Below are 14,409 nucleotides of genomic sequence, written 5' to 3' on the forward strand. Positions count from 1 at the left end.
TGACATGCAACTTAATGTAAATGACGCTCAGGCGATCGAAGTTTCCGAACTGACTTTCGGTGGCGAATTCAACGAGACGCTGGTACACCAAGCAGTCGTGGCCTACATGGCCGGCGGCCGTCAGGGCACCAAGCAGCAGAAGACCCGTTCTGACGTGGCCGGTGGCGGTAAGCGCCCATGGCGTCAGAAAGGTACTGGCCGTGCTCGTGCCGGTACTACCCGTGGTCCGATCTGGCGTGGCGGTGGTGTAACCTTCGCAGCTCGTCCTCAAGATCACTCGCAGAAGCTCAACAAGAAGATGTACCGCGCAGCCCTGCGCTCCATCCTCGCTGAGCTGGTGCGTAGCGACCGTCTGGTCGTGGTTCAGGACTTCGCTGTTGAAGCACCGAAAACCAAAGATCTGCTGAACAAGCTGAACGGCATGGGTCTGAGCGACGTACTGATCGTTTCGGACGCTGTTGATCAGAACCTGTACCTGGCTGCTCGTAACCTGCCGCACGTCGACGTACGTGACGTTCAAGGTTCCGACCCGGTCAGTCTGATCGCATACGAGAAAGTGTTGATCACTGTCTCGGCCGTGAAGAAATTCGAGGAGCTGCTGGGATGAACCAGGAACGCGTATTCAAAGTCCTCCTTGGCCCGCACGTTTCCGAGAAGGCTACCGTTCTGGCTGAGAAAAAAGGCCAGTTCGTATTCAAGGTTGCTACCGATGCAACCAAGCTGGAAATCAAGAAAGCTGTCGAAGGCCTGTTCAACGTAAAAGTTGAAAACGTGTCGACCGTTAACGTTCTGGGTAAAACCAAGCGTACCGCACGTGGTCTGGGCAAGCGTAATGACTGGAAGAAGGCGATTGTCTCCCTTCAGCCAGGCCAAGATCTCGATTTCAGCAGCAGTGCTGAGTAAGGAAGGGGTGCATCATGGCAATCGTTAAATGCAAACCGACTTCCCCTGGCCGCCGTTTCGTGGTCAAGGTGGTCAACAAGGAGCTGCACAAAGGCGCTCCTCACGCACCGCTGATCGAGAAGAAATCGAAGTCTGGTGGTCGTAACAACAATGGCCGCATCACCACGCGTCACGTGGGTGGTGGTCATAAGCAGCACTACCGTCTGGTCGACTTCCGTCGCAACGACAAAGATGGCATCCCAGCCACTGTCGAGCGTATCGAATACGATCCAAACCGTACTGCTCACATCGCCCTGCTGTGCTACGCAGACGGTGAGCGTCGCTACATCATCGCCCCTAAAGGCGTGAGCGCTGGCGACCAGCTGATCGCAGGTGCCCTGGCCCCAATCAAGGCCGGTAACTCCCTGCAACTGCGCAACATTCCAGTAGGTAGCACCATTCACGGCATCGAACTGAAGCCGGGTAAAGGTGCTCAGATCGCTCGTTCCGCTGGTGCCTCGGCTCAGCTGATCGCTCGCGAAGGTGTCTACGTGACCCTGCGTCTGCGCTCTGGTGAAATGCGTAAAGTCCTGGCTGAGTGCCGTGCGACCCTGGGCGAAGTCTCGAACTCCGAGCACAGCCTGCGTTCGCTGGGTAAAGCTGGTGCCAAACGCTGGCGCGGCGTTCGCCCAACCGTTCGTGGTGTTGCCATGAACCCGGTTGACCACCCGCATGGTGGTGGTGAAGGTCGTACCTCCGGTGGTCGTCATCCGGTATCGCCATGGGGCTTCCCAACCAAGGGTGCTAAAACCCGTGGTAATAAGCGTACCGACAACATGATCGTCCGTCGTCGCAAGTAACTAGAGGGATACGACAGTGCCACGTTCTCTGAAAAAAGGTCCTTTTATCGATCTTCACCTGTTGAAGAAGGTCGAAGTGGCGGTGGAGAAGAACGATCGCAAGCCAGTTAAAACCTGGTCGCGCCGTTCGATGATCCTGCCACAAATGGTCGGTCTGACCATCGCGGTACACAACGGTCGCCAACACGTCCCAGTTCTCGTGAACGAAGACATGGTCGGCCACAAACTGGGCGAGTTCGCCGGTACCCGCACCTACCGCGGGCACGTGGCTGACAAGAAAGCCAAGCGTTAAGGGGTAAGGAAATGGAAGTAGCCGCTAAGTTGTCGGGCGCTCGCATCTCCGCCCAGAAAGCCCGCTTGGTCGCCGACCAGATCCGCGGGAAGAAGGTGGGCGAAGCGCTCAACCTGTTGGCCTTCAGCAGCAAAAAAGCCGCTGAAATCATGAAGAAAGTCCTCGAGTCGGCCGTTGCCAACGCCGAACACAACGAAGGCGCAGACGTTGATGACCTGAAGGTCTCCACCGTCTTCGTCAACGAAGGGCGTTCGCTGAAGCGCATCATGCCACGTGCCAAAGGCCGTGCTGATCGCATCGTCAAGCGGTCTTGCCATATCACTGTCAAGGTTGCGGACAAGTAACGGAGTCGATCAGATGGGTCAGAAAGTACATCCCACTGGCATTCGCCTGGGAATCGTCAAGGAGCACACCTCCGTCTGGTACGCAGACGGCGCGACTTACGCAGATTACCTGCTGAAGGATCTGCAAACTCGCGAGTACCTCCAAGACAAACTAAAAAGCGCGTCCGTTAGCCGTATCGATATTCATCGCCCGGCTCAAACTGCACGCATCACCATCCACACCGCTCGTCCCGGTATCGTTATCGGCAAGAAAGGTGAAGATGTTGAGAAGCTGCGTCAGGACCTGACCAAGCAGATGGGTGTGCCTGTGCACATCAACATCGAAGAGATCCGCAAGCCGGAACTCGACGCCATGCTGGTTGCTCAGAGCGTAGCCCAGCAGCTGGAGCGCCGCGTAATGTTCCGTCGCGCCATGAAGCGCGCCGTGCAGAACGCCATGCGTATTGGTGCCAAGGGCATCAAGATCCAGGTGAGCGGTCGTCTCGGCGGTGCCGAGATCGCACGTACCGAGTGGTATCGCGAAGGTCGTGTGCCCCTGCACACCCTGCGTGCCGATATCGACTACAACACCTACGAAGCTCACACCACCTACGGTGTGATCGGTGTGAAGGTTTGGATCTTCAAAGGCGAAGTTATTGGTGGTCGCCAGGAAGAGCTGAAGCCGCAAGCACCAGCGCCTCGTAAAAAAGCTGCTAAGTAAGGGGTACGCCAAATGTTGCAACCAAAGCGTACAAAATTCCGCAAGCAGATGACCGGCCACAACCGTGGTCTGGCACTGCGCGGTAGCAAGGTCAGCTTCGGCGAGTTCGCTCTGAAAGCTGTCGCCCGCGGTCGTCTCACCGCTCGCCAGATCGAGTCGGCACGTCGTGCCCTGACCCGTCACGTTAAGCGTGGCGGCAAGATCTGGATCCGTGTGTTCCCGGACAAGCCGGTTACCAAGAAGCCTCTCGAAGTGCGGATGGGTAAAGGTAAGGGTTCCGTGGAATACTGGGTTGCCCAGATTCAGCCAGGCAAAGTCCTGTACGAGATCGAGGGTGTTTCTGAAGAGCTGGCGCGCGAAGCTTTCGCCCTGGCTGCTGCAAAGCTGCCACTCGCCACCTCCTTTGTTAAGCGGACGGTGATGTGATGAAAGCGAATGAACTTCGTGAAAAATCCGCACAGCAACTGAATGAGCAACTGCTCGGCTTGCTGCGCGACCAGTTCAATCTGCGCATGCAGAAAGCAACTGGCCAGTTGGGGCAGTCGCACCTGCTCTCGCAAGTTAAGCGTGACATCGCTCGCGTGAAAACTGTGCTCAACCAGCAGGCAGGTAAGTGATCATGGCTGAAGCTGAAAAAACCGTCCGTACGCTGACTGGCCGTGTCGTCAGCGACAAAATGGACAAGACCATCACCGTTCTGATCGAGCGTCGCGTAAAGCACCCGATCTACGGTAAATACGTTAAGCGTTCGACTAAGCTGCACGCGCACGACGAAGCCAACCAGTGCAAGATCGGCGACAAGGTTTCCATCCGTGAAACCCGTCCGCTGGCCAAGACCAAGTCCTGGGCACTGGTTGAAGTCCTCGAACGCGCTGTTGAAGTCTAAGGGCTAGGGGTCGGAGAAATTTTATGATTCAGACTCAATCCATGCTCGATGTGGCCGATAACAGCGGCGCTCGTCGCGTCATGTGCATCAAGGTGCTCGGCGGTTCCCACCGTCGTTACGCCGGTATCGGTGACATCATCAAAGTTACCGTCAAGGAAGCAATTCCTCGCGGTAAGGTCAAAAAAGGCCAGGTGATGACCGCTGTTGTCGTCCGTACCCGTCACGGTGTACGTCGCGCTGACGGTTCCATCATTCGTTTCGACGGCAACGCTGCTGTTCTGCTGAACACCAAGCAAGAGCCGATCGGTACTCGCATCTTCGGGCCAGTGACCCGTGAACTTCGTACCGAGAAGTTCATGAAGATCGTTTCGCTCGCCCCTGAAGTGCTCTAAGGAGATCCGACATGCAAAAGATTCGTCGTGACGACGAGATCATCGTGATCGCCGGCAAAGACAAGGGTAAGCGCGGTAAGGTGCTGAAGGTTCTGGCTGATGACCGTCTGGTCATCGGTGGCGTGAACCTGGTCAAGCGTCATACCAAGCCTAACCCGATGGCGGGCGTTCAGGGCGGTATCGTCGAAAAAGAAGCGCCACTGCACGCTTCCAACGTTGCCATCTTCAACAGCGAAACCAACAAGGCTGACCGCGTTGGCTTCAAAGTAGAAGAAGGCAAGAAAATTCGTGTCTTCAAGTCGACCCAAAAAGCGGTTGATGCTTGAACACTGCTAGGTAGAAGACCATGGCACGACTGAAAGAGATTTACCGGAACGAAATCGCTCCTAAGCTTAAGGAAGAACTTAAGCTGTCGAACGTGATGGAAGTTCCGCGCGTTACCAAAATCACCCTGAACATGGGTCTGGGCGAAGCGATCGGCGACAAGAAAGTCATCGAGCACGCTGTTGCCGACCTGGAAAAGATCACCGGTCAAAAGCCGGTCGTGACTTTCGCTCGTAAATCCATCGCGGGCTTCAAAGTCCGTGAAGGCTGGCCGATCGGCGTCAAGGTGACCCTGCGTAGCGACAAGATGTACGAGTTCCTGGACCGCCTGCTGGCGATCTCCCTGCCTCGGGTTCGCGACTTCCGCGGCCTGAATGCCAAGTCCTTCGATGGTCGTGGCAACTACAGCATGGGCGTGAAAGAGCAGATCATCTTCCCGGAAATCGACTACGACAAGATCGATGCTCTGCGCGGTTTGGACATCACCCTGACCACCACTGCTCGTTCGGACGACGAAGGCCGCGCTCTGCTGCGTGCTTTCAAGTTCCCGTTCCGCAACTGATTGGAGTAGGAAAATGGCCAAGAAGAGCATGAAAAACCGCGAGCTGAAGCGTCAGCTCACGGTAGCCAAGTACGCCAAAAAGCGTGCCGAGCTGAAAGCGACCATCGTCAACCTGAACGCCTCTCCAGAAGAGCGTTTCGCTGCCGTTGTCGCCCTGCAGAAGCAACCACGTGACGCCAGCGCTTCGCGCATGCGTAACCGTTGCCGCATCACCGGTCGTCCGCACGGCGTGTACCGCAAGTTCGGCCTCGGCCGTAACAAGCTGCGCGAAGCCGCCATGCGTGGTGACGTGCCGGGTCTGGTCAAGGCCAGCTGGTAATCCCGGTTGGTGTGACCACCGGTGGAAGGGGAGCGATCTTCCGACCGCCGGTGACCTCGCATTGAAACAAGCCCCTATATGGGGCTTGTTTCGTTTCTGCCTTGTGTCTAGAATGACCGGCTCACCTGAGCCCGGGTTTTTTGCCCTGCCTGTTCGGGTGGTTGTGATAGCCGCAAGGCTAATAATTCTTGTATCAGGAGCATCTAGCCCATGAGTATGCAGGACCCGTTAGCGGACATGCTAACTCGCATCCGTAATGCCCAGATGGCTGAAAAGTCTGTCGTAAGCATGCCTTCTTCTACCCTGAAGGTCGCGGTTGCCAAAGTACTGAAAGACGAAGGCTACATCGCTGGCTACGAAGTCAACGGCGAAGCCAAGCCTTCCCTGTCGATCGAACTGAAGTACTTCGAAGGCCGTCCGGTCATCGAGGAACTGAAGCGTACCAGCCGTCCTGGCCTGCGCCAGTACAAGGCCGTCACTGAGCTGCCGAAAGTACGTGGCGGCCTGGGCGTGTCTATCGTCTCCACCAACAAAGGTGTGATGACTGACCGCGCTGCGCGCGCTGCCGGTGTCGGCGGCGAAGTTCTGTGCACAGTGTTCTAAGGGGAGATAGGCATGTCTCGCGTCGCTAAGAACCCCGTTAAGCTGCCAGCAGGCGTCGAAGTCAAATTCGCCGGTCAGCAGCTTTCGGTGAAGGGTGCCAAGGGCACTCTCGAACTGAACGTTCACTCGTCTGTTGAAGTTACCGAAGAAGCTGGTGAGCTGCGTTTCGTCGCTCGCAACGGTGACCAGCAAGCTCGCGCCATGGCCGGTACTACCCGCGCCCTGGTGAACAACATGGTCCACGGCGTAAGCCAAGGCTTCGAGCGCAAGCTCCAGCTGGTCGGTGTTGGTTACAAAGCTCAGGCCAAAGGCACCGTCCTGAACCTGGCTCTGGGCTTCTCGCACCCAGTGGATTACGAACTGCCAGCCGGTATCACCGCTGAAACCCCAAGCCAGACCGACATCCTGATCAAGGGTATCGACAAGCAGCTGGTGGGTCAGGTGGCCGCTGAAGTCCGCGGTTTCCGTCCGCCAGAGCCTTACAAGGGCAAGGGTGTGCGTTACGCGGACGAAGTAGTCCGTCGTAAAGAAGCCAAGAAGAAGTAGGGCCTAGCAAATGACCGACAAAAAAGTTATTCGACTGCGTCGCGCTCGCAAAGCACGCCTGAAAATGCACGAGCTCGAAGCCGTGCGTCTGTGCGTGTTCCGCTCCTCGCAGCACATCTATGCCCAGGTCATTTCGGCCGACGGCAGCAAGGTTCTGGCAAGCGCCTCGACCTTGGACAAAGAACTGCGTGATGGCGCCACTGGCAACATCGACGCGGCCACTAAGGTTGGCAAGCTGGTAGCTGAGCGCGCGAAAGCCGCCGGTGTATCTCAAGTTGCCTTTGACCGTTCCGGCTTCAAGTACCATGGCCGCGTCAAAGCGCTGGCTGATGCTGCTCGTGAAGGCGGGCTGGAGTTCTAAGTTATGGCAAATAACGATCAAAAGCGCGACGAAGGCTATATCGAGAAGCTGGTTCAAGTTAACCGCGTAGCCAAAACCGTTAAAGGCGGCCGTATCTTCACCTTCACCGCGCTGACCGTGGTAGGTGATGGCAAGGGTCGTGTTGGCTTTGGCCGTGGCAAATCGCGCGAAGTACCTGCCGCGATCCAGAAAGCCATGGAAGCTGCTCGTCGCAACATGATTCAGGTTGACCTGAAGGGCACCACCCTGCAGTACGCCACCAAGGCCGCCCACGGCGCCTCGAAGGTCTACATGCAGCCTGCCTCGGAAGGTACCGGTATCATCGCCGGCGGCGCAATGCGTGCCGTCCTGGAAGTTGCTGGTGTTCAGAACGTCCTGGCCAAGTGCTACGGTTCGACCAACCCGGTGAACGTGGTTCACGCCACCTTCAAGGGTCTGAAAGCCATGCAATCCCCTGAGTCCATTGCTGCCAAGCGCGGCAAGACTGTTGAGGAGATCCGCTGATCATGGCAACCGTCAAAGTAACGCTGATCAAGAGCGTCTCGGGCCGCATCCCTAACCACAAGCTGTGCGTGAAGGGTCTGGGTCTGCGTCGTATCGGTCACACTGTAGAAGTCCAGGATACTCCCGAGAACCGCGGGATGATCAACAAGGCTTACTACATGCTGAAGGTCGAGGGTTAATCGATGAAACTCAATGATCTGAGTCCAGCGCCGGGTTCCCGTCGCGAGAAGCACCGTCCGGGCCGTGGTATCGGTAGCGGTCTGGGCAAGACTGGTGGCCGTGGTCACAAAGGTCAGACTTCCCGTTCCGGTGGCTCCATCGCTCCAGGCTTCGAAGGCGGTCAACAGCCGCTGCACCGTCGCCTGCCGAAGTTCGGCTTCGTTTCCCTGAAAGCCATGGACCGCGCAGAAGTGCGTCTGTCCGAGCTGGCCAAGGTGGAAGGCGATCTGATCACCGTTCAGTCCCTGAAGGACGCCAACGTGATCGGCCAGCACGTACAGCGTGTGAAAATCATGCTGTCGGGCGAAGTCACTCGCGCAGTCACCCTCAAGGGTATCGCCGTCACCAAAGGTGCACGTGCGGCTATCGAAGCAGCTGGCGGCAAGTTCGAGGAATAAATGGCTAAGCAAGGTGCTCTCTCTTCGCTCGGTAAGGGCGGGATGTCGGAACTCTGGGCTCGTCTGCGTTTTCTGTTCATGGCGATCATCGTCTATCGGATTGGCGCGCACATCCCGGTACCAGGCATTAACCCGGACCGTCTCGCGGATCTGTTCCGGCAGAATGAGGGGACCATTCTTAGCTTGTTCAACATGTTTTCCGGCGGCGCGCTGGAGCGCATGAGCATCTTTGCACTGGGGATCATGCCGTACATCTCGGCATCGATCATCATGCAGCTCATGACCGCTGTCAGCCCGCAGCTGGAGCAGTTGAAGAAGGAAGGTGAAGCTGGCCGTCGCAAGATCAGCCAGTACACCCGCTACGGCACCGTTATCCTGGCGCTGGTTCAAGCCATTGGCATGTCCATTGGCCTGGCCAACCAGGGCGTGGCGTTTTCTGTTGGCCTCGGCTTCCATGTCGTCGCCGTCTCCACCTTCGTGGCGGGCGCGATGTTCATGATGTGGCTGGGCGAGCAGATCACCGAGCGCGGTGTGGGCAACGGTATCTCGATGTTGATCTTCGCAGGTATCGTTGCCGGTCTTCCGAGAGCAATCGGGCAGTCTTTCGAGTCTGCACGCACAGGCGATATCAACATCTTCGCCCTGGTCGCAATCGGTTTGCTGGCAGTAGCGATTATCGGCTTCGTGGTGTTCATCGAGCGTGGTCAGCGTCGTATCGCCGTTCACTACGCCAAGCGTCAGCAGGGCCGCAAGGTCTTCGCTGCGCAGACCAGCCACCTGCCGCTGAAAGTGAACATGGCGGGCGTAATCCCGGCCATTTTCGCGAGCAGCATCTTGCTGTTCCCGGCTTCGCTGGGTGCCTGGTTCGGTCAGTCTGAAGGTATGGGCTGGCTGCAGGACATCTCGCAGTCGATCGCTCCTGGTCAGCCGTTGAACATTCTGCTGTTTAGTGCAGGGATCATTTTCTTCTGCTTCTTCTACACAGCGTTGATGTTCAACCCGAAAGACGTAGCGGAAAACCTGAAGAAGTCCGGTGCCTTTATTCCGGGCATCCGTCCTGGTGAGCAGTCGGCGCGCTACATTGATGGCGTTCTGACCCGTTTGACCATGTTCGGTGCTCTTTACATGATGGCCGTGTGCCTTCTGCCCCAGTTCCTGGTGGTAGCAGCAAACGTGCCGTTCTACCTTGGCGGGACCTCGTTGCTGATTGTGGTAGTGGTTGTGATGGACTTCATGTCCCAAGTACAATCGCACCTCGTTTCGCACCAGTACGAATCCCTGATGAAGAAAGCCAACCTGAAAGGCTACGGCGGCAGCGGTCTGCTGCGCTGATTTAGCCCCTTAAGGTTCGAGGAGTCGGTAATGAAAGTTCGTGCATCGGTGAAAAAGCTGTGCCGCAACTGCAAGATCATTCGTCGCGAAGGTATCGTGCGCGTGATCTGCAGCGCGGAACCGCGTCACAAGCAGCGCCAAGGCTGAGTGTGATCCGCGCTTCAAACCCAGCAGCTAGTGTGCTGCTGGGTTGATTATTCGTTTCTACAGCGATATTATCTCGCGCCCTATTTCTTGGCTTCCGGGGCGTAGGTAGCTGTCAATTGGAGTCCCACTGAATGGCCCGTATTGCAGGCGTCAACATTCCAGATAACAAGCATACTGTTATCTCGCTGACCTACATCTATGGTGTCGGTCGCACAACTGCACAGAAAATCTGTGCGGATGCTGGTGTAAACCCAGCCGCTAAGATCAAGGATCTGAGCGACGAGCAAATCGAAACCCTGCGTGGCGAAGTCGCGAAGTTCACCACCGAAGGTGACCTGCGCCGTGACATCAACATGAAGATCAAACGCTTGATGGACCTGGGTTGCTACCGCGGCCTGCGTCATCGTAAAGGTCTGCCGGTTCGCGGTCAGCGCACCAAGACCAACGCACGCACCCGTAAGGGCCCGCGTAAGCCGATCCGCAAGTAATCGCCCAGGAATATAGACATGGCAAAACCTGCTGCTCGTCCTCGTAAAAAAATCAAAAAGACAGTGGTTGATGGCATCGCCCACATCCATGCGTCTTTCAACAACACCATCGTGACCATCACCGACCGTCAGGGCAACGCACTGTCCTGGGCTACTTCCGGTGGTTCGGGTTTCCGTGGTTCGCGCAAATCCACCCCGTTCGCAGCACAGATCGCTGCTGAGCGTGCTGGTCAAGCTGCGCTGGAATACGGTCTGAAGAACCTCGACGTGAACGTCAAGGGTCCAGGTCCAGGTCGTGAGTCCGCCGTTCGTGCACTGAACAGCTGCGGCTACAAGATCGCCAGCATCACCGACGTGACGCCAATCCCGCATAACGGGTGCCGTCCGCCGAAGAAGCGTCGCGTGTAATCAGGAGACAGATAAATGGCACGTTACATTGGTCCAAAATGCAAACTGTCTCGCCGTGAAGGCACTGACCTGTTCCTGAAGAGCGGCGTTCGCGCTCTGGAATCGAAGTGCAACATCGAAGCAGCCCCAGGTATCCACGGCCAGCGCCGTGGCCGTCAGTCCGACTACGGTACCCAGCTGCGCGAGAAACAAAAAGTCCGTCGTATCTACGGTGTTCTGGAGCGTCAGTTCCGCGGTTACTACCAAGCTGCTGCCTCGAAAAAAGGCGCAACCGGTGAGAACCTGCTGCAACTGCTCGAGTGCCGTCTGGATAACGTCGTTTACCGTATGGGCTTCGGCTCGACTCGTTCCGAGTCCCGTCAGCTGGTTTCGCACAAAGCGATCAGCGTCAACGGTAAAACTGTAAACATTCCATCCTACCAAGTTCGTCCGGGTGACGTGGTCGCCGTTCGCGAGAAATCGCTGAACCAGCTGCGCATTGTTCAAGCCCTTGAACTGTGCGCCCAGCGTGGCCGCGTTGAGTGGGTAGACGTAGATTCCGCTAAGAAGTCGGGCGTTTTCAAGAACGTTCCTGCTCGCGGCGACCTGTCTGCCGACATCAACGAAAACCTGATTGTCGAGCTCTACTCCAAGTAAGGGCTAGAAAATAGGTGCATCCATGCAGATTTCGGTAAATGAGTTTCTGACACCCCGCCACATTGATGTGCAGGTTGTCAGTCCAACCCGCGCCAAGATCACGCTCGAGCCTCTCGAGCGTGGCTTCGGCCATACCCTGGGCAACGCGCTGCGCCGCATCCTGTTGTCCTCCATGCCTGGCTGTGCAGTAGTCGAGGCCGAGATCGATGGCGTACTCCACGAGTACTCCGCGATCGAAGGTGTACAGGAAGACGTCATTGAAATCCTGTTGAACCTGAAAGGCCTGGCTATCAAACTGCACGGTCGTGACGAAGTTACGCTGACCTTGTCGAAAAAGGGTTCGGGGGTGGTTACCGCTGCCGATATTCAGCTGGATCACGATGTCGAGATCGTCAACCCCGATCACGTAATCGCGAACCTGGCGTCCAACGGCGCCCTGAACATGAAGCTCACCGTAGCTCGTGGTCGCGGTTACGAGCCGGCCGACTCCCGTCAGACCGACGAAGACGAAAGCCGCAGCATTGGCCGTCTCCAGCTGGACGCTTCGTTCAGCCCGGTGCGTCGTATCGCCTACGTGGTCGAGAACGCCCGTGTTGAGCAGCGTACCAACCTGGACAAGCTGGTCATCGATCTGGAAACCAACGGTACCCTGGATCCTGAAGAGGCCATCCGTCGTGCCGCGACCATCCTGCAACAGCAGCTGGCCGCGTTCGTCGACCTCAAAGGTGACAGCGAGCCGGTTGTGGTCGAGCAGGAAGACGAGATCGATCCGATCCTGCTGCGCCCGGTTGACGACCTGGAACTGACCGTACGTTCGGCCAACTGCCTCAAGGCGGAGAACATCTACTACATCGGCGACCTGATTCAGCGTACCGAAGTAGAGCTGTTGAAGACTCCTAACCTGGGCAAGAAGTCCCTGACTGAAATCAAGGACGTCCTGGCCTCCCGTGGTCTGTCTCTCGGCATGCGCCTCGACAACTGGCCGCCTGCAAGCCTTAAGAAAGACGACAAGGCGACTGCCTGATCGTCGTAATCACCGAACGTTGTGTTTGGTAAGGAATGAATCATGCGTCATCGTAAAAGTGGACGTCACCTGAGCCGTACCAGCTCTCACCGCAAAGCTATGTTCCAGAACATGGCTGTGTCGCTGATCGAGCACGAGCTGATCAAAACCACCCTGCCGAAAGCCAAGGAACTGCGCCGCGTTGCCGAGCCGCTGATCACCCTGGCCAAGGAAGACAGCGTTGCCAACCGTCGTCTGGCCTTCGACCGTACCCGTTCGAAGTCCGCCGTTGGCAAACTGTTCAACGACCTGGGCAAGCGCTACGCCACCCGTCAGGGCGGCTACCTGCGTATCCTGAAGTGCGGTTTCCGCGCTGGCGACAACGCGCCTATGGCGTACGTCGAGCTGGTTGATCGTCCGGTCGGTGGTGCTGTAGAAGCTGCCGAGTAAGACGTTCTGTCTGCTACAAGAAACCGGGCCTAGGCCCGGTTTTTTGTTGTCTGGTGAATTGTTATTTTCTATTGATATAAGTCACTTAATGAATTTGTCCTTGTAACCTCGCTCGACAATACTCTCCTCAAGCCGATTAGCCGGCAATTCAAGACCGATCAGGAGAGCCCATGAGCAAGATTCTCACTACCGCCAGCGGTGCACCCGTAGCCGACAACCAGAATTCCCGTTCCGCAGGCCCCCGTGGCCCGCTGCTGCTCGACGACTTCCACCTGCTCGAGAAGCTTGCCCACTTCAACCGCGAGAACATCCCGGAGCGCCGCGTGCACGCCAAGGGCTCCGGCGCCTACGGTACCTTCACCGTCACTCGTGATATCACCGAGCTCACCAGTGCCAGGCTGTTCGACGCTATCGGCAAGCAGACCGAGACGTTCCTGAGGTTCTCCACCGTGGGTGGCGAGCGCGGTTCCGCGGACACTGAACGCGACCCGCGTGGTTTCGCGGTGAAGTTTTACACCGAGGAAGGTAACTGGGACATCGTCGGCAACAATACCCCGGTGTTTTTCATTCGTGATCCGCTGAAGTTCCCCGACTTCATTCACACCCAGAAGCGCCACCCGCAGACCAACCTGAAGAACGCGCAAATGATGTGGGACTTCTGGTCGCATTCGCCCGAGGCACTGCACCAGGTCACCATCCTGTTCTCCGATCGCGGGATTCCCGATGGCTACCGCCACATGCACGGCTTCGGCAGCCACACCTACAGCCTGATCAACGCCCAGGGCGAGCGGACCTGGGTCAAATGGCACTTCAAGACCCAGCAAGGCATCAAGAACCTGGCGCCGGCCGATGCCGCCCGCCTGGCCGGGAGCGACCCGGACTACGCCCAGCGTGATCTGTTCGAGTCCATCGAGCGCGGCGATTCCCCGCGTTGGACCGTGTGCATCCAGGTGATGAGCGAGGCCGAGGCGGCCAGCCGCGACGAAAACCCGTTCGATGTGACCAAGACCTGGTCGCAGAAGGACTACCCGTTGATCGAAGTTGGTGTGCTGGAGCTCAACCGCAACCCGCTCAACTACTTCGCCGAAGTCGAGCAGGCGGCGTTCGGGCCCAGCAACATGGTCCCCGGGGTTGGCCTGTCGCCAGACCGCATGCTGCAGGGCCGTGTGTTCGCCTATGCTGATGCGCATCGCTACCGCGTGGGCACCAACCACCAGCAACTGCCGGTCAATGCGCCGCGTAGCCCGGTGAACAGCTACCAACGCGATGGCTCCATGGCCATTGGCGCATACGGCGGTGCTCCTAACTACGAGCCCAACAGCCATGCAAGCGCGCCGAAGCAATCGCCGCGGCACGCCGAGCCCGCACTGGCCCTGAACGGCTCGGCGGATCGTTACGATCACCGTGAGGACAACGATTACTACAGCCACGCCGGGGCGTTGTTCCGCCTGATGAACGATGAGCAGAAGGCGCTGTTGATCAACAACATCGCCTGGGCCATGGCCGGTGTCAGCGACGATGTCATCCAGCGTCAGCTGCAGTACTTCTTCAAGGCTGATCCGGCCTATGGGGAAGGGGTCGCCAAGGCATTGGGTGTGAATCTCGGCTAAGTCGAAGTGATAAGAAGAACCGCCCTCATTTGGGCGGTTTTTCAATGAATATCACTACTGTTTAGCCGATTTTTTGCTTCTAATTGCGCGTTTTTCAGTGACCGCGAGCAAAACCTGGTTCACACTAGGCCCTATTGACGTAT

General features: G+C 57.4%; 27 protein-coding genes. All 27 read left to right on the plus strand.

All coding sequences use genetic code 11. The features are described 5' to 3' along the window. The first annotated feature begins 4 nt into the window (after positions 1–4). The 27 genes from rplD to KSS90_RS02620 all read left to right on the plus strand — a co-directional run bounded on the left by rplD (position 5) and on the right by KSS90_RS02620 (position 14,266). Positions 5–607: a 50S ribosomal protein L4 gene (gene rplD, locus KSS90_RS02490; protein ID WP_003255485.1), complete on the plus strand. Its 603-nt coding sequence runs from the start codon at positions 5–7 to the stop codon at positions 605–607. After that, positions 604–903 carry a 50S ribosomal protein L23 gene (rplW, locus tag KSS90_RS02495; protein WP_003255484.1) on the plus strand — a complete coding sequence of 100 codons (300 nt, stop codon included), beginning with the start codon at positions 604–606 and terminating at the stop codon, positions 901–903. The genes rplD and rplW overlap by 4 nt, the downstream gene beginning before the upstream one ends. A gap of 14 nt (positions 904–917) precedes the next feature. Then, positions 918–1,742, plus strand: coding sequence for a 50S ribosomal protein L2 (gene rplB, locus KSS90_RS02500; protein ID WP_003255483.1), 825 nt, complete (start codon positions 918–920; stop codon positions 1,740–1,742). Between the two features lie 16 nt (positions 1,743–1,758). Then, complete coding sequence (gene rpsS / locus KSS90_RS02505; protein ID WP_003255482.1) at positions 1,759–2,034, plus strand: 30S ribosomal protein S19; 276 nt, start codon at positions 1,759–1,761, stop codon at positions 2,032–2,034. Positions 2,035–2,045: 11 nt separating this feature from the next. Then, complete coding sequence (rplV, locus tag KSS90_RS02510) at positions 2,046–2,378, plus strand: 50S ribosomal protein L22 (protein WP_003103908.1); 333 nt, start codon at positions 2,046–2,048, stop codon at positions 2,376–2,378. A 13-nt stretch (positions 2,379–2,391) separates the two neighbouring features. Continuing rightward, positions 2,392–3,078: a 30S ribosomal protein S3 gene (rpsC, locus tag KSS90_RS02515; protein ID WP_011531889.1), complete on the plus strand. Its 687-nt coding sequence runs from the start codon at positions 2,392–2,394 to the stop codon at positions 3,076–3,078. A gap of 12 nt (positions 3,079–3,090) precedes the next feature. Then, a complete protein-coding gene (rplP, locus tag KSS90_RS02520) occupies positions 3,091–3,504 on the plus strand; it encodes a 50S ribosomal protein L16 (protein WP_009397508.1) in 414 nt (137 codons plus the stop codon). After that, the gene (gene rpmC, locus KSS90_RS02525) at positions 3,504–3,695 is read left to right on the plus strand and encodes a 50S ribosomal protein L29 (protein ID WP_002555481.1); all 192 of its coding nucleotides are present in this window, start codon (positions 3,504–3,506) and stop codon (positions 3,693–3,695) included. Before rplP ends, rpmC begins: the two co-directional genes overlap by 1 nt. 2 nt (positions 3,696–3,697) lie before the next feature. After that, positions 3,698–3,964, plus strand: a complete 267-nt coding sequence (rpsQ, locus tag KSS90_RS02530) for a 30S ribosomal protein S17 (protein WP_003255478.1) — start codon at positions 3,698–3,700, stop codon at positions 3,962–3,964. 23 nt (positions 3,965–3,987) lie between these two features. Next, a complete protein-coding gene (gene rplN, locus KSS90_RS02535; RefSeq protein ID WP_008089810.1) occupies positions 3,988–4,356 on the plus strand; it encodes a 50S ribosomal protein L14 in 369 nt (122 codons plus the stop codon). 11 nt (positions 4,357–4,367) lie between these two features. Continuing rightward, complete coding sequence (gene rplX, locus KSS90_RS02540; protein ID WP_023629180.1) at positions 4,368–4,682, plus strand: 50S ribosomal protein L24; 315 nt, start codon at positions 4,368–4,370, stop codon at positions 4,680–4,682. Between the two features lie 20 nt (positions 4,683–4,702). After that, positions 4,703–5,242 carry a 50S ribosomal protein L5 gene (gene rplE / locus KSS90_RS02545; protein WP_003255474.1) on the plus strand — a complete coding sequence of 180 codons (540 nt, stop codon included), beginning with the start codon at positions 4,703–4,705 and terminating at the stop codon, positions 5,240–5,242. Between the two features lie 13 nt (positions 5,243–5,255). Beyond that, the gene (gene rpsN / locus KSS90_RS02550; RefSeq protein WP_023629181.1) at positions 5,256–5,561 is read left to right on the plus strand and encodes a 30S ribosomal protein S14; all 306 of its coding nucleotides are present in this window, start codon (positions 5,256–5,258) and stop codon (positions 5,559–5,561) included. A gap of 210 nt (positions 5,562–5,771) precedes the next feature. Then, a complete protein-coding gene (gene rpsH / locus KSS90_RS02555; RefSeq protein WP_046857345.1) occupies positions 5,772–6,164 on the plus strand; it encodes a 30S ribosomal protein S8 in 393 nt (130 codons plus the stop codon). A gap of 12 nt (positions 6,165–6,176) precedes the next feature. After that, positions 6,177–6,710 carry a 50S ribosomal protein L6 gene (gene rplF / locus KSS90_RS02560; protein WP_038707244.1) on the plus strand — a complete coding sequence of 178 codons (534 nt, stop codon included), beginning with the start codon at positions 6,177–6,179 and terminating at the stop codon, positions 6,708–6,710. Positions 6,711–6,720: 10 nt separating this feature from the next. Next, positions 6,721–7,071 carry a 50S ribosomal protein L18 gene (rplR, locus tag KSS90_RS02565; RefSeq protein ID WP_023629183.1) on the plus strand — a complete coding sequence of 117 codons (351 nt, stop codon included), beginning with the start codon at positions 6,721–6,723 and terminating at the stop codon, positions 7,069–7,071. A 3-nt stretch (positions 7,072–7,074) separates the two neighbouring features. Continuing rightward, the gene (gene rpsE, locus KSS90_RS02570; RefSeq protein WP_046857343.1) at positions 7,075–7,575 is read left to right on the plus strand and encodes a 30S ribosomal protein S5; all 501 of its coding nucleotides are present in this window, start codon (positions 7,075–7,077) and stop codon (positions 7,573–7,575) included. A gap of 2 nt (positions 7,576–7,577) precedes the next feature. Then, positions 7,578–7,754, plus strand: coding sequence for a 50S ribosomal protein L30 (rpmD, locus tag KSS90_RS02575; protein WP_011531895.1), 177 nt, complete (start codon positions 7,578–7,580; stop codon positions 7,752–7,754). 3 nt (positions 7,755–7,757) lie between these two features. After that, positions 7,758–8,192: a 50S ribosomal protein L15 gene (gene rplO, locus KSS90_RS02580; RefSeq protein ID WP_011531896.1), complete on the plus strand. Its 435-nt coding sequence runs from the start codon at positions 7,758–7,760 to the stop codon at positions 8,190–8,192. After that, entirely contained in the window at positions 8,193–9,524 is a 1,332-nt protein-coding gene (secY, locus tag KSS90_RS02585; RefSeq protein ID WP_003257108.1) for a preprotein translocase subunit SecY, read from the plus strand. Between the two features lie 30 nt (positions 9,525–9,554). Next, positions 9,555–9,671 (plus strand): 50S ribosomal protein L36, encoded by a 117-nt coding sequence (rpmJ, locus tag KSS90_RS02590; protein ID WP_011531897.1) that lies wholly within the window; start codon positions 9,555–9,557, stop codon positions 9,669–9,671. A gap of 131 nt (positions 9,672–9,802) precedes the next feature. Further along, positions 9,803–10,159, plus strand: a complete 357-nt coding sequence (gene rpsM, locus KSS90_RS02595; RefSeq protein WP_003255457.1) for a 30S ribosomal protein S13 — start codon at positions 9,803–9,805, stop codon at positions 10,157–10,159. 18 nt (positions 10,160–10,177) lie between these two features. Next, positions 10,178–10,567 carry a 30S ribosomal protein S11 gene (gene rpsK / locus KSS90_RS02600; protein WP_012270237.1) on the plus strand — a complete coding sequence of 130 codons (390 nt, stop codon included), beginning with the start codon at positions 10,178–10,180 and terminating at the stop codon, positions 10,565–10,567. 15 nt (positions 10,568–10,582) lie between these two features. Next, on the plus strand, positions 10,583–11,203 hold the full coding sequence (gene rpsD, locus KSS90_RS02605) for a 30S ribosomal protein S4 (protein ID WP_027917844.1): 621 nt from the start codon (positions 10,583–10,585) through the stop codon (positions 11,201–11,203). A 22-nt stretch (positions 11,204–11,225) separates the two neighbouring features. Further along, complete coding sequence (locus KSS90_RS02610) at positions 11,226–12,227, plus strand: DNA-directed RNA polymerase subunit alpha (protein ID WP_003255452.1); 1,002 nt, start codon at positions 11,226–11,228, stop codon at positions 12,225–12,227. A 42-nt stretch (positions 12,228–12,269) separates the two neighbouring features. Beyond that, complete coding sequence (rplQ, locus tag KSS90_RS02615; RefSeq protein WP_003255451.1) at positions 12,270–12,656, plus strand: 50S ribosomal protein L17; 387 nt, start codon at positions 12,270–12,272, stop codon at positions 12,654–12,656. A 170-nt stretch (positions 12,657–12,826) separates the two neighbouring features. Beyond that, positions 12,827–14,266 carry a catalase gene (locus tag KSS90_RS02620; RefSeq protein WP_217868087.1) on the plus strand — a complete coding sequence of 480 codons (1,440 nt, stop codon included), beginning with the start codon at positions 12,827–12,829 and terminating at the stop codon, positions 14,264–14,266. Positions 14,267–14,409: the final 143 nt, after the last annotated feature.

The sequence above is a fragment of the Pseudomonas maumuensis genome, assembly GCF_019139675.1.
GTDB classification, from domain to species: Bacteria; Pseudomonadota; Gammaproteobacteria; order Pseudomonadales; family Pseudomonadaceae; genus Aquipseudomonas; species Aquipseudomonas maumuensis.